The 21,301-nt window shown below is 63.4% G+C and carries 20 protein-coding genes; 13 read left to right on the top strand and 7 right to left on the bottom strand.

Going from position 1 to position 21,301, the window contains the following annotated elements; genetic code table 11:
* Nucleotides 1-10 precede the first annotated feature (10 nt).
* The 7 genes from OUZ49_RS09620 to OUZ49_RS09590 all read right to left on the bottom strand — a co-directional run bounded on the left by OUZ49_RS09620 (nucleotide 11) and on the right by OUZ49_RS09590 (nucleotide 6,886).
* Entirely contained in the window at nucleotides 11-1,486 is a 1,476-nt protein-coding gene (locus OUZ49_RS09620; RefSeq protein ID WP_266150160.1) for an ABC transporter permease/substrate-binding protein, read from the bottom strand.
* The gene (locus OUZ49_RS09615) at nucleotides 1,483-2,253 is read right to left on the bottom strand and encodes an ATP-binding cassette domain-containing protein (RefSeq protein WP_266150159.1); all 771 of its coding nucleotides are present in this window, start codon (nucleotides 2,251-2,253) and stop codon (nucleotides 1,483-1,485) included. The genes OUZ49_RS09620 and OUZ49_RS09615 overlap by 4 nt, the downstream gene beginning before the upstream one ends.
* A gap of 186 nt (nucleotides 2,254-2,439) precedes the next feature.
* On the bottom strand, nucleotides 2,440-3,381 hold the full coding sequence (folE2, locus tag OUZ49_RS09610; protein ID WP_323134922.1) for a GTP cyclohydrolase FolE2: 942 nt from the start codon (nucleotides 3,379-3,381) through the stop codon (nucleotides 2,440-2,442).
* 80 nt (nucleotides 3,382-3,461) lie between these two features.
* A complete protein-coding gene (locus OUZ49_RS09605) occupies nucleotides 3,462-4,763 on the bottom strand; it encodes a S8 family serine peptidase (protein ID WP_266150158.1) in 1,302 nt (433 codons plus the stop codon).
* Nucleotides 4,760-5,395, bottom strand: coding sequence for an anti-sigma factor family protein (locus OUZ49_RS09600; protein WP_266150157.1), 636 nt, complete (start codon nucleotides 5,393-5,395; stop codon nucleotides 4,760-4,762). The genes OUZ49_RS09605 and OUZ49_RS09600 overlap by 4 nt, the downstream gene beginning before the upstream one ends.
* Complete coding sequence (locus tag OUZ49_RS09595) at nucleotides 5,392-5,976, bottom strand: sigma-70 family RNA polymerase sigma factor (RefSeq protein ID WP_266150156.1); 585 nt, start codon at nucleotides 5,974-5,976, stop codon at nucleotides 5,392-5,394. Before OUZ49_RS09595 ends, OUZ49_RS09600 begins: the two co-directional genes overlap by 4 nt.
* Nucleotides 5,977-6,043: 67 nt before the next feature.
* Nucleotides 6,044-6,886 carry a TorF family putative porin gene (locus OUZ49_RS09590; RefSeq protein ID WP_266150155.1) on the bottom strand — a complete coding sequence of 281 codons (843 nt, stop codon included), beginning with the start codon at nucleotides 6,884-6,886 and terminating at the stop codon, nucleotides 6,044-6,046.
* A 479-nt stretch (nucleotides 6,887-7,365) separates the two neighbouring features.
* On the opposite strand from OUZ49_RS09590, the gene OUZ49_RS09585 reads away from it, so the two are divergent.
* The 13 genes from OUZ49_RS09585 (at nucleotide 7,366) to OUZ49_RS09525 (ending at nucleotide 21,300) form a co-directional block, all read left to right on the top strand.
* Entirely contained in the window at nucleotides 7,366-8,505 is a 1,140-nt protein-coding gene (locus OUZ49_RS09585) for a DmsE family decaheme c-type cytochrome (RefSeq protein WP_266150154.1), read from the top strand.
* A 12-nt stretch (nucleotides 8,506-8,517) separates the two neighbouring features.
* Nucleotides 8,518-11,133, top strand: coding sequence for an MtrB/PioB family outer membrane beta-barrel protein (locus OUZ49_RS09580; protein WP_266150153.1), 2,616 nt, complete (start codon nucleotides 8,518-8,520; stop codon nucleotides 11,131-11,133).
* 8 nt (nucleotides 11,134-11,141) lie between these two features.
* Nucleotides 11,142-11,849 (top strand): c-type cytochrome, encoded by a 708-nt coding sequence (locus OUZ49_RS09575; RefSeq protein ID WP_266150152.1) that lies wholly within the window; start codon nucleotides 11,142-11,144, stop codon nucleotides 11,847-11,849.
* A gap of 179 nt (nucleotides 11,850-12,028) precedes the next feature.
* Nucleotides 12,029-12,466 carry a sugar 3,4-ketoisomerase gene (locus OUZ49_RS09570; protein ID WP_266150151.1) on the top strand — a complete coding sequence of 146 codons (438 nt, stop codon included), beginning with the start codon at nucleotides 12,029-12,031 and terminating at the stop codon, nucleotides 12,464-12,466.
* Entirely contained in the window at nucleotides 12,451-13,116 is a 666-nt protein-coding gene (locus OUZ49_RS09565) for an acetyltransferase (protein ID WP_266150150.1), read from the top strand. Before OUZ49_RS09570 ends, OUZ49_RS09565 begins: the two co-directional genes overlap by 16 nt.
* 6 nt (nucleotides 13,117-13,122) lie before the next feature.
* Nucleotides 13,123-14,076, top strand: coding sequence for a glycoside hydrolase family protein (locus tag OUZ49_RS09560; protein ID WP_266150149.1), 954 nt, complete (start codon nucleotides 13,123-13,125; stop codon nucleotides 14,074-14,076).
* On the top strand, nucleotides 14,063-14,992 hold the full coding sequence (locus OUZ49_RS09555; protein ID WP_266150148.1) for a GNAT family N-acetyltransferase: 930 nt from the start codon (nucleotides 14,063-14,065) through the stop codon (nucleotides 14,990-14,992). The genes OUZ49_RS09560 and OUZ49_RS09555 overlap by 14 nt, the downstream gene beginning before the upstream one ends.
* Nucleotides 14,992-16,104, top strand: a complete 1,113-nt coding sequence (locus OUZ49_RS09550; RefSeq protein ID WP_266150147.1) for a DegT/DnrJ/EryC1/StrS family aminotransferase — start codon at nucleotides 14,992-14,994, stop codon at nucleotides 16,102-16,104. Before OUZ49_RS09555 ends, OUZ49_RS09550 begins: the two co-directional genes overlap by 1 nt.
* Entirely contained in the window at nucleotides 16,101-17,375 is a 1,275-nt protein-coding gene (locus OUZ49_RS09545) for an O-antigen translocase (protein WP_266150146.1), read from the top strand. The genes OUZ49_RS09550 and OUZ49_RS09545 overlap by 4 nt, the downstream gene beginning before the upstream one ends.
* On the top strand, nucleotides 17,354-18,301 hold the full coding sequence (locus OUZ49_RS09540; RefSeq protein ID WP_266150144.1) for a glycosyltransferase: 948 nt from the start codon (nucleotides 17,354-17,356) through the stop codon (nucleotides 18,299-18,301). Before OUZ49_RS09545 ends, OUZ49_RS09540 begins: the two co-directional genes overlap by 22 nt.
* Nucleotides 18,298-19,470, top strand: coding sequence for a hypothetical protein (locus OUZ49_RS09535; RefSeq protein WP_266150143.1), 1,173 nt, complete (start codon nucleotides 18,298-18,300; stop codon nucleotides 19,468-19,470). The genes OUZ49_RS09540 and OUZ49_RS09535 overlap by 4 nt, the downstream gene beginning before the upstream one ends.
* Nucleotides 19,471-19,492: 22 nt before the next feature.
* Nucleotides 19,493-20,365 (top strand): Wzz/FepE/Etk N-terminal domain-containing protein, encoded by an 873-nt coding sequence (locus OUZ49_RS09530; protein WP_266150142.1) that lies wholly within the window; start codon nucleotides 19,493-19,495, stop codon nucleotides 20,363-20,365.
* A gap of 101 nt (nucleotides 20,366-20,466) precedes the next feature.
* Nucleotides 20,467-21,300 carry a class I SAM-dependent methyltransferase gene (locus OUZ49_RS09525; protein ID WP_266150426.1) on the top strand — a complete coding sequence of 278 codons (834 nt, stop codon included), beginning with the start codon at nucleotides 20,467-20,469 and terminating at the stop codon, nucleotides 21,298-21,300.
* Nucleotide 21,301: the final 1 nt, after the last annotated feature.

Below are 21,301 nucleotides of genomic sequence, written 5' to 3'. Positions count from 1 at the left end.
GCGTGGATCGCTACTGCCGTGCCTCAAGCCGCAGTCCACGCGGCGTCAGCCATCGTTCAATGCCCTCGAACAGGCCTTGCACCAGCAAGGCGAGCACGGCGGCGGGCACGGCACCTTCGAGTATCAGCCCGATATTGTCCAGGCGAATGCCGGTGAGGATAGGCTGGCCATAACCGCCGGCTCCAATCAGGGCGGCGAGCGTCGCGGTACCGACATTGATGACCGCCGCGGTCTTGATGCCGGCAAGAATCGATCGCGTCGCCATGGGCAGTTCGACCCGGCGCAGGCGCACGCTGCCTGGCAGCCCCAAGGCCGCGGCGGATTCGCGCAGCTCCAGCGGTATGCCGACCAAGCCCGCATGCGTATTGCGCACAATCGGCAGCAGGCTGTACAGGAACAGCGCGGCAATGGCCGGCCAGGTTCCGATGCCGAGCAGCGGGATCATGAAGACGAACATCGCCAGCGACGGCACCGTCTGCAGGATGCCGGTAAGGCCGATGACCAGATGACCCGTGCGTTTCCATCGCGCCGACAGAATGCCCAGCGGTATCGCCAGCACCACGGCCAGGCCAAGCGACAGTGCGACCAATTTGACGTGCTCGGCGCTGCGCTGCCAAAGGCGCTGCCAGAATCCGTCATCGTGACCGCCGGGCGCCACGGAAAGGAAGCGCGCGGCAACATCCGTCTCTTTCATGCCGTCGAGCTTCACTTCGGCATTCATGCGCTGCATGGCCGCTTCATCGATGCGCCCGCTCAGCTTGCGCAAGCTGGCCATGAAGGCGGGAGCGCTTCGTTCCAGTTCCAGTCGATACAGGAAGACTGCCTCATAGCGCGGAAAATAGTGGCGGTCGTCGTCGAGGGTTCGCAAGTGGTAATAAGGAATTTCCGCGTCGGTGCTGTAGAGGTCGATGGCGTCGACGGCGCCACTGGCTACGGCACGATACGACAGCGTGTGATCGAGTCCGCGCACTTGCGTCTGGGCCAGCCCGTATCGCTGGCGCACACCTGGCCAGCCGTCGGCGCGATCCATGAATTCGTTGGAGAAGCCGAAGCGCAATTCGGGATGCCGTGCCAGGTCGGATATCCGGGTAATGCCGAGCTTCGCCGCGCGCTGCTCCTGCATGCCAATGGCATAGGTGTCGCTGAAGCCTAGCGAGTCGGTGATGCCGATGCCGAGCGGTTTCAGTTTCTCGCGCAACGCGGGAAGATCCGCGTCGGCAGGCATGTCTTTCAGCAGCTCGTGGCTGATCGTGCCGGTGTATTCCGGGTAGGCATCGATATCGCCATGCTGAAGCGCGCTCCACAGGATGCTGGTGCCGCCCAGCTCGCGCTGGTGCCTGGCGTCGACGCCGGCTTGCTGGGCGTTGAGTCGCACCAATTCGCCCAGGATCACCGACTCGGTGAACTGCTTCGAGCCGATGCGTACCGGCGCGGCCCAGGCAAGCACGGGAAGCATGGCCAGCACGGTGAGCAGCGCGCGCTTCATGCGGAGGCCTCGGGCAAGGATCGCTGCGCCCTGACGAATCGCGTGACGAATTCGTCTGCCGGCCGGTCGCACAGGTCGAGCAGGCGGCCATCCTGCAGCACCTTGCCATCGCGGAACAGGACCAGTCGCTCGGCAAACCACGCCGCTTCGGCCAGGTCGTGGGTGACCACGATCACGGTTTTTCCCAGCTGGTCGAAGATGCGCTTGAGTTCGTCCTGAAGCTCATGCCGGACCAGCGGGTCCAGTGCGCCCAGCGGTTCGTCGAGGAGCAGGGCATCGGGATCGAGCATCAGGGCGCGCATCAAGGCGACGCGCTGGCGCTGGCCACCCGAGAGTTCGGCGGGATAACGCTGCAGGACGTCGCGCGAAAGATGCGTAAGCTCGGCGAGTTCGCTCGCCCGTGCGTGCACTTGCGCGGTCTTCCAGCCCATATGGCGTGGCAGCAGTGCAAGGTTTTCCAGCACGGTAAGGTGTGGAAACAGGCCGCCTTCCTGGATCACGTAGCCGACGCGGCGCCTTAGTTCGAGCACGTCGGCACGCTGCAGGATGGCGCCGTCGGTCCAGACCACGCCCTGGTCTGGCCAATCGAGTCCGAGCAACAGGCGCAGGACCGTCGACTTGCCTGCGCCGCTGCTGCCGATCAAGGCGGTCGTGCTTCCGGCGGCGAAGCTGAGACTGACTTCGTCGAGCGCGATAACCGCGCCATAGCGCTTGCATACGCGCTCCAGCGCGAACGCGATGGGTGGTGCCGTATCAGCACCGAACACGGACTTTCCCGAAATAGTGTCGCCCCGGCACCCATGATGGGTGCCGGTCCGATGACCCGGCAGTCTTCGAAACGGAGCTTCGCTGGCGTCGGACCTGCAACATGGTTGAGGACTCTACCGTAAGCCCATGGCTGCAGCCACGACATGTCGCTCTGATGGCCGGCAAGGCCAAAAGGGCAGCAGCGGCTACGGATCTGGCAGGTGTCCGCCGGTGCTGCTCACATAGGCCACCGCGTCATGGGGATGCAGGCTTTCGAAGTGCTCGACCCGGACCGTGAACTCGGCGATGCGTCGATCCGCCAGCAGCGTGTTCTGTATGCGCCGCGCTGCATCTTCGCAGAACATCAGGTTGCTGCCGTTGGCCAGCGCGAACGCCTGTTCGTCCTCGCGCTTGACGGCCGTCTGAACCGGCGTGCCAAGGGCCTGCTCCACGCGATCGAGCAGGTCGATCAGATGGAGCGGGGCTCCCGCGACGAAGCGCACGCGCAGGCTGGCTTTGCTGCGCTGCGCATGCGGTGTGGCGAGGATGCCTTGTTCGCTTCCCAGCCACGCCATGATCCTGGCGTGATCGAGTGACCCCGCCGCGTCGAAATCATCGGCAAACTGTTGCTGGATGAGTTGACGCGATAGCGCCGCCGAAGCCGGGCAGGTCGATGAATAGATGACCTCGGTGCTAAGCTCGAGGCGGAAGCCACGGGGACTGAGGCTCGCCTCGATCAGCACCGGGTACGCCCGCCAGCCTCGGTGGTCGCTGCGTAACGCGGCGCGGCGCACGAAATGTTCGAAGCGGATGGCGATGCGCGCATGGTCGGCCGCGGCCGAGGGCGCTTGCATCAATTCCCTTAGCAGGTGCTCGAGCAGCTTGTCGTCGATGCTGTTGCCGCTTAGGTGCTCGTCCAGTAGCGAGTACAGGTGCGAGCGACGGAGCGTGTCTGGTTTCGCGCAGGCGCAGCCGAGGAAAGCATCCACCCGGGCGCGCGAGCGCTGCACGTCGCCGTCGCCGGCGTCGAAGCACAATGGCAGGTCGATGCCCTCGATGCCGGTCCAGTCCGGCAGGCTTTCCACCACGGCCTGGGCCTGGGCGGTGGCATCGGGCAAGGGGCGAATGGCGCGCTGGATACCTTTCACGATGGGAGCCGGATGGTCAGGGTCGGGACGGCCGTTAACCCGGGTTTACCGGGCGATTGAGGTAGAAGCTGTGGGTGGCCTCATCGCGAAGCCATGTGCTGGGCGTGCAGCATCTCGACGGCCGAAGCCGCATTCACCTGGGACACGCCACCGGATGTCTTGCTGGTGTCCAGCAGTAGATCGTGAACCGCATGCGCATCCAGCCTGGGCGAGAGCGAGAGCAGGAGCGCCGCGATGCCGCTGACATGGGCGGCGGCCATGGACGAGCCGGAGCTGAAGTCGTAGCCGCCGCCCGGCTGGGTGGTAAGAATGTCGCCACCGGGAGCGCTGATGACGTTGGGGGGCGCCGCCGACTTGCCGCCCACGCGGACTACGATGACGCCGGGCGTATCGCTCGGAAAACCTTCGGCGCTGCCTTGCGGAGGCAGGGCGGCGATGACAATGCGACCCTGGCGCAACAGCTGGGCGAGCAGCATGTCGAGCAGTTGATCTTCAGGCCCACCAAGGCTCAGATTGATGATGCGCGTGTTGGTGTCGATGACGGCTGCCAGCGCCTTTGCCAGGGTGAACGTATTGCAATGCGCGCCCGTGCCGCGCGCGGTGGAGTACCAGCATGCCTTGTAGACATCGAGCACGGCCTTGGGAGCCATGCCCACGATGCCTTGATGGTTGTCGCCAAGCGCAGCGATGATGCCGGCCACTTCGGTGCCATGACTGTCCGAGGTGAACGCCGCGACGTCGGCGTCCACCATGTTTTTCGCTTCGCCGATGCTGCCCTTGAGGTCGGGGTGCCGCATGTCCACGCCGGTGTCGATGATGGCGACATGGATGCCTGCGCCCTGGCTGAGGTTGTGCGCGACGGCGGCGTCCGTCTCGACGAAGCCGCGTTGCAGGTTGACGTAGGGATCGTTGTAGCGGTGCGCGTTGGCTGAGTCGTCCGCATAGACGGAGTAATCCTGCAGCGGCTGCGCGAGTTGCACGCGGCTGTCTTTTGCCAGCACCGCCAGCAAGGCCTCGCGGCTCATCCCTGTCGGCGGCTCCAGCACGATGCAGTACAGGTCCAGCGCCTTGATGGGCCAGCCGGTGATCTCGCGCATCCCGTAGCTTTCCTTCAGGGCGGCCAAGGTGGAGGCCGCACGCTGGCCGGCGCCGTAGTTGCCCGAAGGAGTGTAGCCAAGCAGGCTGGAGCCGGCGTGCGTCGCCGGCGGGTCGATCGGATTGGCCACGGCCAGCACGATGTCGCGCCGGGTATCCATGGCCGACGCGGCGACGTGCTCCAGCGAGGCCTTGTCACTCTGTGGCACCGTCGGTCGTGGCTGGGTGCAAGCGGCCAGCGTGGCCATCACGGCGACGAGGACGAACATGGCGGCGCGATGCTTCATTGGGTGACGGCGACGGGCTCTGCGAGGCGGATACCCTGCGTCCCGCGCAGTTTCTGCAGGATGTCGTTCGACGTCGCGGCTGCACCCGCCGGCACCACCGTGTACGCGCCGACGTCATTGGGCCCGCCCACCACCTGCAGGTGCAGGCTGTGCAGCAAGGCATTCCACTCGGCCACCTTCATGCTCTCGTCAGGCACGACATGGATTGCACCGGCGGGCGCCGGCATCACGTTCTGGCTCAGCGTGCGATAAGCCGGGTGCGCACTTTCCAGCCACAGTTTCGCACCCAGCACGCCGATGCCAAGTGCCTGGACCAACACCGCTGCGACCAGCGCGCGCGTCAACCAGCTCGGGGGGCGCGAACGCCGTGATATCTCCTCGGTATCCGGCGCATCGACCCTGGCCAGCAACCGCCTCAATCCGGCATTCGCATCGAGCGGAATATCCGAAGGCAACGAGAGGGCACGGCGCAGGCGGCTCTGTTGCGCGAACTCCGCGCGGCATGAAGCGCATTGGGCCAGGTGTTGGGTGAGCCATTCGTCCAGCGCTGGCGTGGCGCTGTGCTGCAGCACCCAGGGCATGGCGTCCCAGGCCCGCGCGCAATCCATGTCGATATCCGACGGAGATTTCATGACGCGCTCTCGTTCCGCATGGGCGATTCTCCTGCCAGCAGGGGCAGCGTGTTGCGCAGCTTGACGCGCGCATGGAACAGGCGCGCCTTCACAGTGCCGACCGGACACTGCATGATGACCGCGACATCGTCCAGGGTGTGGCCCAGCCCATAGACCAGCTCGATCACCACCCGCTGGTCCGTCGACAGGCGATTCAAGCCCTTCGCCAGCCAGTCGCGCAGCTCGCGATCCTCGTCCGGGTTATGCGACAGGAAGCGATCTTCCGACAGCGCGTCATCCTCCATGGGTTCGTCGCCATGTTGTCGCAGTGCCTTCAGTCCACAGCGATAGGCGATGCCAATGATCCAGGTGGAGACGCGCGAGTCTCCGTGAAAGCTGCCCGCCTTCTGCCAGGTGATCCACAGGCAATCGTTGATGACTTCCTCGATGACATCGGCTCGCCGCGTCAAACGGGAAAGGAAACGGCACAGCCTGCCGTGGTAGCTGCGATACAGCACCGCCAGCGCAGTGCGGTCGCCGCTCGCCATGCGTTGCAGCAGAATGCGGTCCGTGGCATCTGCGTCGATGTCCGCGTCGTTCATGGCCGCCTCGCAATCGTCACTATTTGACGAGTGAGTGCCATTTCAGCGCGACGGGGTTGCCCCGGCGTCAAAATGAGAAGGAAATCGTGGCTACCCAGGGCGCCGTCTCGAAACTGCCGTGCGGACGGGTGAGCCCGCTGGTGACGACACGGTCGAGTTCCAGGTGCCAGGACCCCTTGCTCCAGATCAAGCCGGCATGGCCGTAGCCATAGGTTTCCGCCGGAACCGGTGCGTAGTAGGCAGGCCAACCGTATTCGTAGGAACTTGCGCATCCCTGACCACCGTTGTTGCAGGGGGTAACAGCAGATCGCGTGACGCCGGCACCGGCAGAGAAGGCAAAGTGCGCCGGCAAGGGCCAATGAAAGTTTACATCCGCTGCACCGCGCAGGCGCGGGGCTTCCGCGTTCATGTCGTAAATGGCGGACAGTCCGAACGTGAGCACGTCCCGATAGATCCAGTCGAGCGTTGCTTCGGCGCGTTCATAGGGTCGCGCTTGCGCATTGCCGGGGTAGTCGTAATAGGCCAGGCCTGCCTGCATTTGCCAGTCGGAGGCGAGCGACCAACGGCGTGAAAGTTGTGCGAGGGCTTCAGCGATTCGATCCGGCGAACGCACTTCGGTGCTCGCCGCCAGGCCGAAAGACCATCCGCTGGCGAACGCGTAGGCCCCTGCGGCTTGCAGAATCGTCGTTTGCGGCGTGACCGCCTGGCCCCTGTCCACCAATTGCGAGCTGAGCGCCACCGTGCCGCTCAAATCTGCCGCCTGGGCATGCGGCGCCGTGGCCAGACAGATGCCGACAGGCAGCAAGGCATAGGCAAGACCGCGACCGACCGGCGCGATCACGCCGCGACCGAGGATGGTGAGGCAATGATGGAACCGGGTCCTTGCGCCATCGATGCGACATGTCGACATGACCCTGTCAGCCAGGCACATGTCGACACCGTAGGGACCCGCAGGCCACGGCAGGCGACTTACGATGAAAGGCTATAAGCAAATCGTCGCGAAGCATCGGCCCATCGTCTCGGTGACCAGCGCTCGCACCCTGGGCGCAAGCATCACCCGGGTCGAGATCCCCTGGCTACTATACGGTCGAAACGGCCAAAGCGGATGTGGTCCATGAAACGTTTCTAGGCACCGAGAGCGCGACCAAGGCTCCCCAGTCATTCCCCGGCCCTGACACGCCACCGGCTCGCGCCTTCGACAGGATCGCCTGGGCAGCTGATCTTCACTTGCCCATCAGCGCTTCGATCAAGCCCGAAGCCTGCCGCAACCAAAGGGCACCATGCGGGCACTAACAGCACGCGTGGCCGCCATTCATTGGGTGCATTGGCGTGCAGGCAGTTCAAGTCGATAGCGATCGAGTGTCAGCGATAGCCAAGGGGCTCCAAGCCATGCGTTTAGTTTCGCTGTGTTGCGCCGCCTTGCTGAGTGTGATGCTGATCGTCGCGGGCATGTTGCTGAGCCCGCCTGGCGCGCAGGCCCAGCAGGCGGCGGCGAGCAGCGCCGCTCCCCCCGATGTCCAGCACAGCGCCTCCAGCGGACTGAGCCAGGGCGATATCGCGCGAATGCTGCCGGCCACCGACATGGGGGCCAATGCTGCACGTCAAAAAGATCCACACCTTGCGCCAGTAAGCGACAGCCCGGCCACGCCGTTCGATGCCGCGCCGATTCCAGTCAACCCGCTGGCGCCGAACGCCGACGCGATTGGTGCGAAGACCTGCGTGGCCTGTCACGCGCAGGAAAACATCCAGGCCTCGCACAGCCTGCACGTGATCTCGTTCCGCGCTGGCGCGGCCAACAGCGGTCCGCAGGCCGCCTGTGAAACCTGCCACGGCCCCGGCTCCGTGCATGCCAAGGATCCCACCGCGCCGGGTTCGATCATCGCGTATACCCATGAATCGAAGACGCCGCCGCGAGTCCAGGCTGGTGTGTGCCTGGGCTGTCATGCCGGTGGTGCACGCCAGCACTGGGTTGGCTCTGTCCATGAGAACCGCGGGCTGTCCTGCAGCGATTGCCACAATCCGATGACACGGCTTTCGCCGGAAGGCCTGCTGGCGGCCTCGTCGATCAACGAGGTCTGTGCGAGCTGCCATCAAGACATCCGCGCCAAGTTCAACCGTCGCTCGCACATGCCATTGCCGGAAGGCCAGATGGCCTGCACCGACTGCCACAACCCGCACGGCAGCATCACCAAGCCGCTGCTGAAAACCGATACGGTCAATGAAACCTGCTACACCTGCCACGCCGAGAAGCGCGGGCCGTTCCTGTTCGAGCACGCACCGGTGCGCGAGAACTGCCTCAATTGCCACGACGTGCACGGCTCCAACCAGCAGACCCTGCTGGTCGCGCCGATCCCGATGCTGTGTCAGCAGTGCCACACCATGACGTTGCACCCGAATGATTTGCAGACGCCGGCCGGGCTCGGCACCGGCCCGCATCCGGACGAGAGGATCATTGGGCGCGGCTGCCTGACCTGCCACAGCAATATCCATGGCTCGAACAATCCTTCCGGACCGAAGTTCCACGAGTGACGGAGGAGGACGATGCTTGCGCTGAAGCAAAATCGCACCACGCCGACCGTCTTGACCTTGAGCCTGCTGCTGGGCCTGTGCGGCATGCAGGACGTGCTGGCGGGAGATACCAGCGACACCATGCGCGTGGGCGACACGCAGTTTGGCAATGCACTCGATCCGCTTGGCTGGACCCCGATGTTGCAACCGGCCGACCCGGACGGCATGTCCCTGCTGCACGCCGGCATGCTGCGTACGCCCACCGGCAATCTTTATCCGTATCCGCCCATGGTCAATGCGGGCAAACCGGTGGGGCAGGGCGATTGGCTTTACAACGGCGAGATCGAATTCGGTTACCTGCATGTCGGCGGCGACCGCAACGCCGAGTATTTTCGCCAGTACGCCGACTGGCGCAGCGGACCGGTCTTGGGCCTGCTCGCGCTGAATTTCTGGAATCCGAAGACCGGCGAATACGTCGAATTCCGCGGCAACCACCTCAGCGCGGACGACCAGTTCTATCGCCTGCGTGCCGGCCAATATGGCAGCTATCGGATCGAGGCCTTCTACCGCGACATGCCGCATACCGTGTCGACCAACGCCTACCCGATCTGGAATGGTGTCGGCACGACCAACCTGACCTTGCCCCCGTCGCTGGTCCCCGGCGGGAGCACGCCGGCGCAAGTGGCGGCCGTGTCGGCCGTCACGCCCGAGCACAACATCGGGCTCAAGCGCACGCGCGAAGGGCTTAGCTACGAGGGCGTGGTGTATCAGAACTGGATCGCTTCGGCCGGTATCACCAACGAGAAGCGCACGGGCACGCGTCTATGGGGCGGCTCGATGTTCTTCAATTACTCATTCCCCGACAACGGCGGCATTCTGGAGACGGTGCGGCCCATCGACTTCCGCACTACCGATATCAATCTCAGCCTGCGCAATGTCGGCAAGGTCTGGCACTTCCTGGCGACCTACAACGGCTCATTCTTCCGCAATCACAAGGACTACCTGGACTTCCAGAGCCCGTTTGCCTTGTCCAACGTGGTCGGCGTGCCGCAGGTAGCCAACATCACGACTGGCCAGTTCTCGCTGGAGCCGAACAACGACTATCACAATGTGCGACTGGACTTGTCGCGCGAGCTGAAGTGGAACGGGCAGCTCACGGTGGCCGGGGCGTGGGGAACGATGCGCCAGAACGACGCGCTGCTGCCGCCGACCAACTGCACCGGTACTGGTGGTGTCTACATTTCGCCAACGGCGAACTATACGTTTCCGTGCGCGAACTGGAACACCACGGCGGCGCTGTCCGAACCCAGTGCGAATGCGCGTATCGACACCGGCCTACTCGATGCCCGGGCCACCTTTCATCCCAACCAGGCGTTCGGCTGGCATGCCGGCCTGCGCTGGTATCGCGAGGACGACAAGACTCGCTACCTGGCCTACAACCCGCTCACCGGTCAATACGGTTTCATCTCTGAGAACGGCTCGCAAGGCACCGTGGTGCCTGGCCAAACCGGCTTCTTCGACCCGAACAACCCACTGTATGCATCGAACAGCGTTCCTGTACGCAACGTGCCCGTCAGCTATACCGATGCGGTGCTTGAGTTGGGCGCCGACTGGCAACTGAGCCATAAGACCTCGCTCGGCGTTACCTACACCTATGACCGCAACGAGCCGAAGTATCGCGAGCGCAATCGCGTCGATGACCAGCGCTTCAAGTTGGCCTGGGTCAGTCGCGATGTCGTGGGAGCCACCATACGGCTGAGCTGGGAATACGCCAGGCGAGACGGCGATCAGTACAACTACGATCCGTACGTGCCGTTCTATTCGCAATCGCTTCCCGGCTTCGTCACGCCGGCCGTGGGCTTGCCGGCTTACACCGTCGCCGACATGCGCATGTACGACCTGTCCAATCGGACGGAAAGCAAGGCACGCCTGATCGTCACCCATCCCCTGGGCGAATCGGCCACGATCTCGGCCACGTTCTACGGCAATCGTGACAACTACGACGCGCTGATCGGGCGGCAGAGCACCAGGACGACCGGCGCCACCCTGCAGTGGGATTGGCAGCCCAGCCCGAAGACCACGATGAACGGTTACCTCGGGGTGGAAGGCTCGCGCATGGGCATCGCCAACGTCAACGATGCGGACTCTGTCGACAACGGAAAAATCTACGGCAGTATCGGCCAAACCAACCCCAACCTCGGTGGCCCGTTTTATCCGTATGCGAATCAATGGTGGGAGTACGACAGCGAAACCAATCGCAATGCCGGGCTCACCTTCAGTCACGACTTTGGCCGGGTGCGTGCCGACCTCAGCTACAACTATACCGGCTCGGTCGGCCATGTCGGCTACAACTACGCGACCATCGGTGCGCTGGCCTTCCGCGATGCCGCCAGCGTCGCCGCCTCCAACCAAGGCTTTCCCGACGACAAATACAGGACCAATACGCTCGACATGGGCCTGAGCTTTCGCGTCACCAGCAATGTCGGTGTACGCCTCTACGGCCGCTATGAAACCGGCGCCTTCAGCGACTGGCATTATCTGGGACTGAACAACACACTCGTCTATGACCACCGCCTCTATACCGACAAGGGTGGCCAGCTGCATTACAACGCGAGTCTGGTCGGTGTCATGTTGAACCTGAAGTTGTAGGAGCCGTGATGACGCATCGCACCCCTCTCCTGTGGGTTTGCCTGCTGATGTCCACCGTCGTGCTTGACGTTGCGGCCGAGGCGCCAGCGGCCAGCACGTCGGCCGCGCCGCCGAGCGTGCAGGATCTGCGTCGCATGCACCCGATCAGCGGCGATGCCAAGGCCGGCGCCGCCAAGACCGCGGTGTGCCTGGCCTGTCATGGCCCGCAGGGTGTGGCGATCGCACCGAACTTTCCCCATCTGGCGGGGCAATCGGCAAGCTATCTCTATGTACAGTTGAAGGAGTTCCATGATGGCCAGCGCAAGGATCCGGTGATGACGGGCCAGGCCGCGACCTTGACTGACGACGATATGCGCAACCTGGCCAGCTACTACGCCACGCTGCCGCCGAAACCGGCGGGAAAGGGCGACGCCAGCTCGCGTGGTGCACAGTTGTATCGGGCTGGCGACCCGGCACGCGGCATCCCACCCTGCCAGGCTTGCCACGGGCCGGCGGGCCTCGGTCCGCAGCCGCATCCAAGCGCTGCGCCGCAACCACCATGGGCGACGTTTCCCCATCTGCGTGGCCAGTCCGGCCTGTATCTCACCAAGCAACTGGGCGACTTCAAGCGCGGCACGCGCGCTGGCAACAGCAATGCAAGGGTGATGCATGGCGTGGCGCAGACGCTGAGTGACGACGACATACAGGCGCTGTCGGCTTACCTCAGCAGCTGGTGACGTCGGTCCACGGGTGGTCGCGCGGTGCCAGATGTAGCTCGCACCTCCAGCGTGGTGCCGGACGGCTTTGGCGCAGCACTCATTATCAAGGTCCGATCTTTCGATGCAACCTTTCACCAGCCAGATGGCACCCAAGGGAAAGTTGATCGCGTTAAGAATCCACAAGCCGGCCCTGGAATATGGAAATCGAGCGAATCCAATTGCAGATGCATGGCGACGATCGCGGCATGCTTATTTCGCTTGAGAAAGACCTCAACGTGCCGTTCGACATTCGGCGCGTGTACTACCTGTTCTCCACCAAATGCGATGTGCACCGTGGCATGCACGCTCATCGCAACCTGAATCAACTGGCAGTGACCGTGCGCGGCTCCGTCACCTTCCTTTTGGACGACGGCAGCGGACCCTGCAAGGTCGTGCTCGACGATCCATCGCAAGGCCTGTTGTTGCGCCGCATGGTGTGGCGAGAGATGTACGATTTCACCCAGGACTGCGTCCTGATGGTCCTGGCTGACCAGTTCTACGATCCGGCGGATTACATCACGGACTACGATGTTTTCCTGCGCGAGGTGCACAGCGGCGCGTACCAGGCGGAAGTGCCAGCATGCCAGGGCCTCTAGTGATCGTAGGTGCTGGTGAGTTCGCACAGATTGCCTGCGAATATTTCGAGCACGACAGCGCTTACGACGTCGTCGCCTTCAGCGTCGAGCAAAAGTATCTTACGCAGCCGACACTCGCCGATCGACCCGTGGTGGCCTACGAGGACCTCCCGGCACTCTACCCCCCGGCGAACTTCGCGGTATTCGTTGCGATACCGGCGAGCCAGCTCAACCGGCTGCGCACGCGCTTCTACCTGGATGCGAAGAGCAGGGGCTATCGGATCGCGACGTACGTCAGTTCACACGCCTTTGTCTGGCGCAATGCGCAGATCGGCGAGAACAGCTTCATCTTCGAGAACAATGTCATCCAGCCCTTCGTTCGCATTGGCAACAACTGCGTGCTATGGAGCGGCAACCATGTGGGGCATCGCACGGTCGTGCAGGACCATGTGTTCGTGGCGTCGCACGCGGTCATCTCCGGATATTGCGAGATCGGTGACAGCAGCTTCATCGGGGTCAACACCACCTTCAACGATCACGTCAGGATCGCCAGCGACAATGTGATCGGTGCCGGGGCGCTGGTGACGCGCGACACCGAGCCTGGGAGGGTCTATGTCGGTTCCCCCGCGCATGCGGTCCCCGATCGCTCCAGTTTCGATGTGAGGCTATGAGGGGCGATGAATGACTGGACCAAGAAAGGCCTGGTATTCGACACGGCCAAGCGCAGCGTGGGCGGCTGGATGCGTCACTCGGCGCTTACACCGACCCCCTTTCGCATCAGTGAGCAACTCATACGCGTGTACGCAGGGTTTCGCGACGGCGACGGCGTCAGCCGTATCGGTTATGTGGACGTTCGCGCTGACGAGCCGTCGACCGTCGTCCGGGTGAGCCAAGAGCCGGTCATCGAGCTTGGCAGGGATGGCTGCTTCGACGACAACGGGATGATTCTTGGCGATGTCGTCGAAGCCGCGGACGGCCTGCACATGTTCTACGTCGGCTTTCAGCGGGTGGCCAAGGCCAAGTTCCTGGCATTCACCGGCCTGGCGATTTCGCGCGATGGCGGTGAAAGCTTTCTGCGAACTCAGGAAACCCCGATTCTCGACCGGGCGCCGGGACGGAGCACCATTGCTGCCGTTCATTCGGTGATTCGCGAGGGGAGTCGATGGCGTCTGTGGTATGCGGTTGGCGACGACTGGGAATACATCGGCGGACAACCGTTCCCGCGTTACCATATTCGTTACGTGGAGACGGACGATCTTGCGGCTATCCCGCGGGATGATGTCGTGTGCCTGCGCCCGCGTGGCAGCGAATACCGGATCGGCCGTCCACGCGTCTATCGCATGGGCAGCGGTTACGTCATGTACTTCACGCGGGGCAATGTCACCGGGGAGTATTTTCCAGGGCTCGCGTACAGTGCCGACGGCGTGCACTGGGAGCGCCATGATGAGGCGCTGGGTCTTTCATTGTCGTCCAGCGGATGGGACTCGCGGGTCATCTGCTATCCGGCGCTGATTCGGCAGCGCGATAAATTCCTGATGTTCTACAACGGCAATGACATGGGGCTGGACGGCTTCGGTGTCGCCGAAGCATCGCAGACGCAGGTCGAAGGAGGCATTCGTGCTTGCGGTTAGGCCTTACGTGCCGGCGGACGCGGGTGCCTGGGACGCCGTCGTCGAGCAATCGCGCAACGGCGTATTGCTGCATCAGCGGGGCTATATGGACTATCACGCCCACCGCTTTGCCGACCGCTCGCTCATGGTTGAACGCCACGGCGAGCCCGTGGCGGTCTTTCCCGCGCATGTTCTGGGCAAGACGGTGGTGAGCCACGGCGGCCTCACCTATGCCGGCCTCATCAGCACGCAGGCATTGCGTGCCGAATCGACGCTTTCCCTGTTCGAGTCGATCGGCGAGATTTACCGCGCGCTAGGCATGGATAGCGTGATCTACAAGGCCGTCCCCCACGTTTTTCACGCGTATCCGGCGGATGAGGATCTCTACGCGTTGCATCGACTCGGTGCGCGCCTGAAGCGGCGCGACATTTCCTCGATCATCGCGTTACAGGAATCCTTTTGCTTCACGGACGGACGCCGTCGCGCGGTCAACAAGGCAAGAAAGGCTGGCCTGCAAGTGCAGGCGAGCAGCGACCTGGCAGGCTTCCACGCCCTGCTTTCCGAGGTGTTGTGCAAGCACGACGCGGTGCCTACCCACAGCCTGGACGAGCTGCGTTTGCTGCAGGCGCGCTTTCCGCGGCAGATCCTGCTTTACGATGCGCGACGTGGCGATGAATTGCTGGCCGGGGCCGTCGTCTACGACTTCGGCCGTGGCGTGCACACCCAGTACCTGGCGGCGTCGGAAGAGGGCAGGCGCGTGAATGCGCTGAACCTGCTGCTGGCCGAGCTGATCGAGCTCTATGCCAGCCGGCATTACTTTTCCCTTGGCATTTCCACCGAGCAGGAAGGAAAGGCGCTGAATGGCGGCCTGATCACGCAGAAGGAGTATTTCGGGGCGCGCGGCGTGGTGCACGACTTCTACGAATGGGCGCTGTGATGGACGTGCCATTCCTGAACCTGAGGGAGTTGAATGCGCGCTATGCCGACGAGCTGAAGGCGGCGGCCGCGCGAGTCATCGATTCCGGCTGGTACATCCTTGGCGAGGAGGTCGCTGCCTTCGAGCAGGAGTTCGCCGCTTACTGCGGCGTCCGTCATGCCGTGGGCGTAGGCAACGGCCTGGATGCGTTGTCACTTATCCTGCGCGGCTACAAGGAGCTGGGGGCGCTGGAAGAAGGTGATGAGATCCTTGTTCCGGGCAACACCTTCATTGCGAGCTTTCTTGCCATCACCGAGAACCGCTTGGTGCCCGTTCCGGTCGAGCCGGATCCTGCGACATTCAACATCGATCCGGCGCGTCTGAAGGACGCCATCGGCCCACGGACGCGCGCGATCATGGCCGTGCACCTGTATGGCCAGCTGGCCGACATGCCTGGCCTGGCTGCGGTGGCCAAGCAGCATGGCTTGCTGCTGATCGAGGACGCGGCGCAGGCGCACGGCGCCATAAGAGAGGGGCGCAGGGCCGGTTCCTTCGGGGATGCTGCTGGCTTCAGCTTTTTTCCCACCAAGAACCTTGGCGCCCTGGGCGATGGCGGCGCGGTGGTCACCGACGACGCAGCACTTGCCGCGCGCGTGGCGGCACTGCGCAATTACGGCTCGGACGTGAAGTATCACCATCCGTTTCGCGGTGTGAATTCGCGACTCGACGAGATGCAGGCGGCCATGCTGCGCGTGAAGCTGAAGTATCTGGACGAGGATATCCAGAGGCGCCGCCTGGTGGCGCGACGCTATCGCGAGGCGATCCGTCAGCCCGACATCCTGCTTCCCGAGGTGGTGCAGGAAGAGCAGCATGTCTGGCATCTTTTCGTCGTGCGCAGTTCCCAGCGCGATGCGCTGCAACGCCATTTACGGGCTCGCGGCATCCAGAGCCAGGTGCATTACCCCGTACCGCCGCACCTGCAGCCGGCGTACCCGATGTTGCAGGGGATCCATCTGCCCCTGACGGACCGACTGCATCGCGAGGTGCTTAGCCTTCCGATCGGGCCAACCTTGGCCGGCGACGCGGTGGAGCAGGTGATCCAGGCCTGCCGGGCATTCGGGTGCTCGCCATGAGCATCGCACGCGCCAGCTTTTATACGGCCGCCTCCACCGGCGCGCGCCTGCTGGCCGGGCTGGTCGTGGTCAAGCTGGTGGCCTCGTTCGCCGGGCCGGAGGGCGTCGGCAAGCTGGGTCAGTTCATGAGCCTGATGTCGCTGCTCGCGGTTTTTGCCGGAGGCGGCATAGGGGCTGGCGTGGTCAAGTATGTGGCGGAATACCGTGACGACGCGCAACGCCTGGCGCGGCTGCTGGGCGCGGCACTGTGGTATGCGCTGGGCGCCTCGCTGGTGATCGGCGCCGCCACCTTGCTGTTCAGCACGCAGATGGCGCAGTGGCTGCTCGGCGATGCTCGCTATGCGGCCCTGATCCGTGTGCTCGCCGTGGCCCAATTGGGCATCGCCTTGGCCAACTACATCATTGCCGTCATCAATGGCTTCATGGACGTGCGCCGCCTCGCTCTCGTCCAGATCGCCGGCTCCGCGCTCAATATCGCGATGGTGGTGTGGCTTTCGCAGTGGCTGAGTCTGGAAGGGGCGCTGCTCGCCCTGGTGCTGGGGCAGACGCTATGGCTGGCGGTTGGTCTGCCGATGTGGTGGAGGAGCCCGTACTTCAAGCGCAGCATGCTGCGGGTGCGCTTTGATCGTGAAATGGTCACGCGGCTCGCCGCGTTCTCGACCATGACGCTCACCTCCGCCCTGTTGCCGCCCCTGGTCAATATCGCGGTACGCGACCATCTCGTCGGCGCCTTTGGCTGGCAGCATGTGGGTTACTGGCAGGCCGTGAGCAAGGTGTCCGACGCCTACCTGCTGTTCATTACATCCGCCATCAATATCTACTATCTGCCGAAACTCGCGTCGATCAATGACCGGGCATCGCTGATGCTCGAACTACGCCATGCCTACCGCTTCCTGCTGCCCCTGGTGATGGGCCTGGCGCTGGCGGTCTACGTCCTGCGGACCTGGGTGACGCTCCTGCTGTTCAGCGGCGAGTTCTCGCAGGCCAACGAACTGTACGGTCCACAGCTGGTTGGCGACGTCATCAAGATCGCGTCATTCGTCCTTTCCTATCTCATGCTGGCCAAGGCCATGACGCGGCTTTTCATCATTTCCGAATGCGTCTTCGCGGCCAGCTATCTCGTGCTGGTCTATGCGTTCACCGCGCATTTCGGTCTGGTGGGGGCGATCTACGCGTTCTCCACGAATTATTTCCTCTACCTCGTTTTCAATATCGTGGTCGCGCGCCGCTATCTCGGAGGGTTGGAGCAATGGTCGGCGGATTACCGATAAGAATCACGCCGACGCCCCTGGTGTCGGTGCTGATACCCGCGTTCAACCATGAGCGTTTCGTGAAGCGCTGCCTCGATAGCGTGCTTGAAGATCCGTATGAGGCCAAGGAGCTCGTCATCATCGATGATGGATCGACCGACGGGACCGGTGAGCGGATCGCCGAATGGATCGACCAGCATCGCGAAGAGATACCGATTGAATACGTACGCCGGGACAACCGCGGCATTGCCGCGACCATGAATGAACTGGCCGCGCGCGCCCATGGGGAATTCCTGCGGCTCGGCGCCAGCGACGACTATCTGCTGCCCGGCGGGCTCGATGCGCAGGTGGACTACTTGCTCGAACACCCACGCAAGTGGGCGGTGATCGGCGATTCGGTGGTGATCGATCAGGACGGCAGGAAGCTGTTTGACAGTGGCATGTGCGACCTGCACCACGCGAATAAGGGCCTGTATCAGTCCGACGAAGGCATCCGTCTGGCGGTCATCAGCCACTGGGCGATCGGAGGTCCGGTGGCGCTGATTCGCAAGCGCTCACTGGAAACGGTCGCGGGGTGGAACGAGAGCCTGCGCATTGATGACTGGGATTTCTTCCTGCGCCTGGCATCGCATGATGCGATCGGCTTCATCGACGTCTGTGTCTGTGCGTATCGCCTGCACAGTTCGAACCTGAGCAGGACGCGCGACACTCGGGCCAGGATCCTCAACCTGCTCGAATCGCAAAGCGTGGCCTTGCGCAGGGTGCCGCTGTTCAGCGACCCCTATCGCACCTTGCTCAAGGCGCAGTCGCACTTCATCGGCGCCAAGATCTCGTTTCTACAGCGGCGACTGTGGCCACTCGCGTTTCACCTCCTGGTCTACTTGTCCCTGGTCGTGACCACCAGGATCAAGCTGAGGGCCGCCCTGCATCTGGCGGAGGGAGCATGAGGCGACTCCTGCGCATTCCGTCGATCTATCTGGGCGTGCCCATGTTGTTCGCCTGTGGGATGACCTTGCTCTCCTACAAGCTTCCGTCCGGTTACCTGGAGGGGATCCTGCTGCTGCTGGTCACCACCCTGGTCATCATGTTGTTCGACTTGCTCTCTGGATTGAGGTTGCCGTCGGCGGCGCAGTTTCGCGCCAGGAATTACCTGGGGACGCGCGAGTCTTTGCTGGCGCTCGGATTTGCCGGCCTGATCATCGTGTTCTGTGCGCTCGACCTGACCCTGTTTCCGATTCCCTTGATCGACGCGCCCGCGTCGTATGCCCAGATGGAAGGCGGACGAGCGCATGTTCGGCATATCTCCGATATGTGCTGGGTGCTTCCTCCCATCGGCCTGCTGTGCACCCGGAACAAGTGGTTGCGCAACGCACTCATCTTGATCGGCTTTGCCTTCCCGGTGCTGGTGATTGACCGCAACCGGATCTTTGCGGCGCTGTTCGCGACGGCGCTGGTGATCATCTTCCGCCGAGACCCGGCGAAACGCCTGCCCTGGGTGACCGTTACCCTGTTGGCGATCATCGGGGCATCGGTGTTCTCGGTGCTCGGCATTCTGCGCTCCGGAACCCTGGACACCGTGGCGCTGCCGTTCAGCGATCTGTATCGCTCGGCGCCCGTGGGGGTCAGGTGGCTCGTGCTCTATGCGAGCGCGGGTCCGTACAACTTTGCTTCCCTGTTGGCCAAGCACTATTCGAACTCGACCTTCCTCATCAACCAGCTCGTTCCCATGAGCGGTTCAATCGCCACGGCGGGCACCGATATTCCGCTGGATGCATCGAACATCAATGTCGGCTCGGAGTTCCTGCCGTTCCTGCTCGCGCTCGGCCCGCTCGGCGCGATCATGTCCATCGTCCTGCTTTATGTCGTGCAGCGCTGGAGCGTGCGGCGCCTGTATCCCAGGGTATCGCTGTTTTCGCTGCTGATCTTCCTGCGCATGTCCTACGTCTGCGTGATGTCGCCGTTCGCTCCGCAGGCATTTACCTGGACGAACGTCGGTTTCATCGTCATTTGCCTCGTGCTTCAGGCTTTTGCGGGGCTGCTGCCGAACCGGCGGGCGCTAGGTTTCGGACCGAACATCTCCGTGCGGCCGGCGGATGCCGGAAAACCCTCATCCTGATTCCTTGAACGAGTCCGATGCCATGGAAAGAGACGAAATCTATCTGGTCGACATGTGGCGAATCCTCGTTCGCGAGTGGAAGTGGTGGCTGGCCATGGTGGTGCTGGTCCTGGCAGCCACGTTTGCCTTTATGCATCTGGCAAGGCGCCAGTGGGAAGCGACCGCGTGGATACAAATCGCCCAGGTCGGCCAGGTCCCCCAGGGGCAGGACCCGAAGGTTGAGCCACTGCAACGGGTTGCCGAGCGATTGCAGACGAAGGCGTTTCAGGACGAGGTCATCCACAGCCTCGGCCTGCCAGTTGATTCCCGCGAGGCCGGGCTCTATCGCAGGAGCCTGAAGGTCGATCAGGTGCAATATGCGGGTGCGCTGGTCCGCTTGACCGTGCGCGCAGACTCCGCGCAGCAGGCTCGCCAGTTCGCCGAGGCCACGGTTGCCCAGTTGCGTATCGTTCACCAAGGTCTGGAGGCGACAACGCTGGCCCTTGCGCGTGCGCGTCTGGACGAGGTGCAGGCCGACCTGAAGGACGCGCTGGCTGAGCGGGATCGGCTGTTGCAGATCGCGGGCAGGGGAGAAGCCGGAGACAAGAGCGGCCAGGCTTCGTCGCTCGCCGGCGTACTCGTCGCCAGCAGGGGCGAGGAAATCCGCAACTTGCAGACGACGCGGAGTGATCTGCTCACCCGACTCAGCGCGGGCTATACGTACGAGACGTCGCTGCTCTGGCCCGTCTATGTGCCCGCGGGACCGATATTCCCCAATCCCGGCCTGTTCTGGGGCGTGGGCATTCTGGCGGCGATGGGGCTCGGGGCTTTTGCTGCCGTGGCGAGAAATGCGCTGCGACGGAGCTACGAGATGCGCGCCGTTCGTGAGAGGGCATTCAACCAAAGCCATCCCTAGTGGCACTCACGTTCAGATACGCACGGCATGGCGGTGGAGCGCGAATGGAAATGGGCGGGCAGCACGGCTTCGGCGCCGATAAGCAGGACCCGGCAAGCGGGATGGACGGCCGGCGTCCGTGGGGAGCATCGTTGGGCGAAAGCCAATTGCTGGATACGCAGCGCGCCTTCGACAGCGTTGCGGCGGATTACGATGGCCCGCGTGGCAATAACGAACTTATCCAGCGCATGCGGGTTTCCCTGTGGGAAAGCGTGCTCGACCATATTCCGGCCGGATCGAGCCTGCTCGATCTGGGTTGTGGCACCGGCATCGACGCCATCGAGTTCGCGCGCTGCGGCTATCAGGTCGCCGCCACGGACTGGTCGCCACAGATGGTGGGACGGACCAAGTTTCGCGCGGCCGCTGCCGGGCTGGAGTCCCACGTAACGGCGACGCACCTTGGCATACACCAGCTCGATCGGCTGCAGGGCGAGTTCGACGGCATCTACTCGAATTTCGGGCCGTTCAATTGTGTGCCGGAAATGCAGTCCATCGCGGCCGAGTGCGCACGCCTGCTGCGCCCGAACGGGCGCCTGGTGTTGTCAGTCATCGGCCGGATCTGTCCATGGGAAGTGGTTCATTACGCGCTGCGAGGTCGTTTCAAGCGGGCGGCCGTGCGTACCAGGCGCGGTGCGACGGCGGTGGGCATGAACCGGCACACCATCTGGACCTATTACTACCTGCCACGCGAGTTCTACCATGCCTTCGCCGAGCACTTCGAGCTGGAGAACTATCGGGCGCTGAGTTTGTTCCTGCCGCCGCCTTACCTCGTGGATTACTACCGCAGCCATCGTCGTTGGTGCGAACGGCTGGGCTGGCTCGACGATCACCTGGGTGGCTTGCCGGTGTTGCGCAATATGGGCGATCACTTCCTGATCGTCATGCGTCGGCGTTAAG

The sequence above is a fragment of the Dyella halodurans genome, from assembly GCF_026283925.1.
Classification (GTDB): Bacteria; Pseudomonadota; Gammaproteobacteria; order Xanthomonadales; family Rhodanobacteraceae; genus Dyella; species Dyella halodurans.
The sequence above is the reverse complement of the archived record's forward strand: the minus strand, read 5'-3'. Positions and strand labels throughout refer to the sequence as shown.

Excerpts from the sequence above, each read along its gene's own strand:
- OUZ49_RS09620 (WP_266150160.1), bottom strand. The coding sequence starts at position 1,486 with ATGAAGCGCGCGCTGCTCACCGTGCTGGCCATGCTTCCCGTGCTTGCC.
- OUZ49_RS09605 (WP_266150158.1), bottom strand. The coding sequence starts at position 4,763 with ATGAAGCATCGCGCCGCCATGTTCGTCCTCGTCGCCGTGATGGCCACG.
- OUZ49_RS09600 (WP_266150157.1), bottom strand. The coding sequence starts at position 5,395 with ATGAAATCTCCGTCGGATATCGACATGGATTGCGCGCGGGCCTGGGAC.
- OUZ49_RS09595 (WP_266150156.1), bottom strand. The coding sequence starts at position 5,976 with ATGAACGACGCGGACATCGACGCAGATGCCACGGACCGCATTCTGCTG.
- OUZ49_RS09590 (WP_266150155.1), bottom strand. The coding sequence starts at position 6,886 with ATGTCGACATGTCGCATCGATGGCGCAAGGACCCGGTTCCATCATTGC.
- OUZ49_RS09585 (WP_266150154.1), top strand. The coding sequence starts at position 7,366 with ATGCGTTTAGTTTCGCTGTGTTGCGCCGCCTTGCTGAGTGTGATGCTG.
- OUZ49_RS09580 (WP_266150153.1), top strand. The coding sequence starts at position 8,518 with ATGCTTGCGCTGAAGCAAAATCGCACCACGCCGACCGTCTTGACCTTG.
- OUZ49_RS09575 (WP_266150152.1), top strand. The coding sequence starts at position 11,142 with ATGACGCATCGCACCCCTCTCCTGTGGGTTTGCCTGCTGATGTCCACC.
- OUZ49_RS09570 (WP_266150151.1), top strand. The coding sequence starts at position 12,029 with ATGGAAATCGAGCGAATCCAATTGCAGATGCATGGCGACGATCGCGGC.
- OUZ49_RS09565 (WP_266150150.1), top strand. The coding sequence starts at position 12,451 with ATGCCAGGGCCTCTAGTGATCGTAGGTGCTGGTGAGTTCGCACAGATT.
- OUZ49_RS09560 (WP_266150149.1), top strand. The coding sequence starts at position 13,123 with ATGAATGACTGGACCAAGAAAGGCCTGGTATTCGACACGGCCAAGCGC.
- OUZ49_RS09550 (WP_266150147.1), top strand. The coding sequence starts at position 14,992 with ATGGACGTGCCATTCCTGAACCTGAGGGAGTTGAATGCGCGCTATGCC.
- OUZ49_RS09545 (WP_266150146.1), top strand. The coding sequence starts at position 16,101 with ATGAGCATCGCACGCGCCAGCTTTTATACGGCCGCCTCCACCGGCGCG.
- OUZ49_RS09540 (WP_266150144.1), top strand. The coding sequence starts at position 17,354 with ATGGTCGGCGGATTACCGATAAGAATCACGCCGACGCCCCTGGTGTCG.
- OUZ49_RS09535 (WP_266150143.1), top strand. The coding sequence starts at position 18,298 with ATGAGGCGACTCCTGCGCATTCCGTCGATCTATCTGGGCGTGCCCATG.
- OUZ49_RS09530 (WP_266150142.1), top strand. The coding sequence starts at position 19,493 with ATGGAAAGAGACGAAATCTATCTGGTCGACATGTGGCGAATCCTCGTT.
- OUZ49_RS09525 (WP_266150426.1), top strand. The coding sequence starts at position 20,467 with ATGGACGGCCGGCGTCCGTGGGGAGCATCGTTGGGCGAAAGCCAATTG.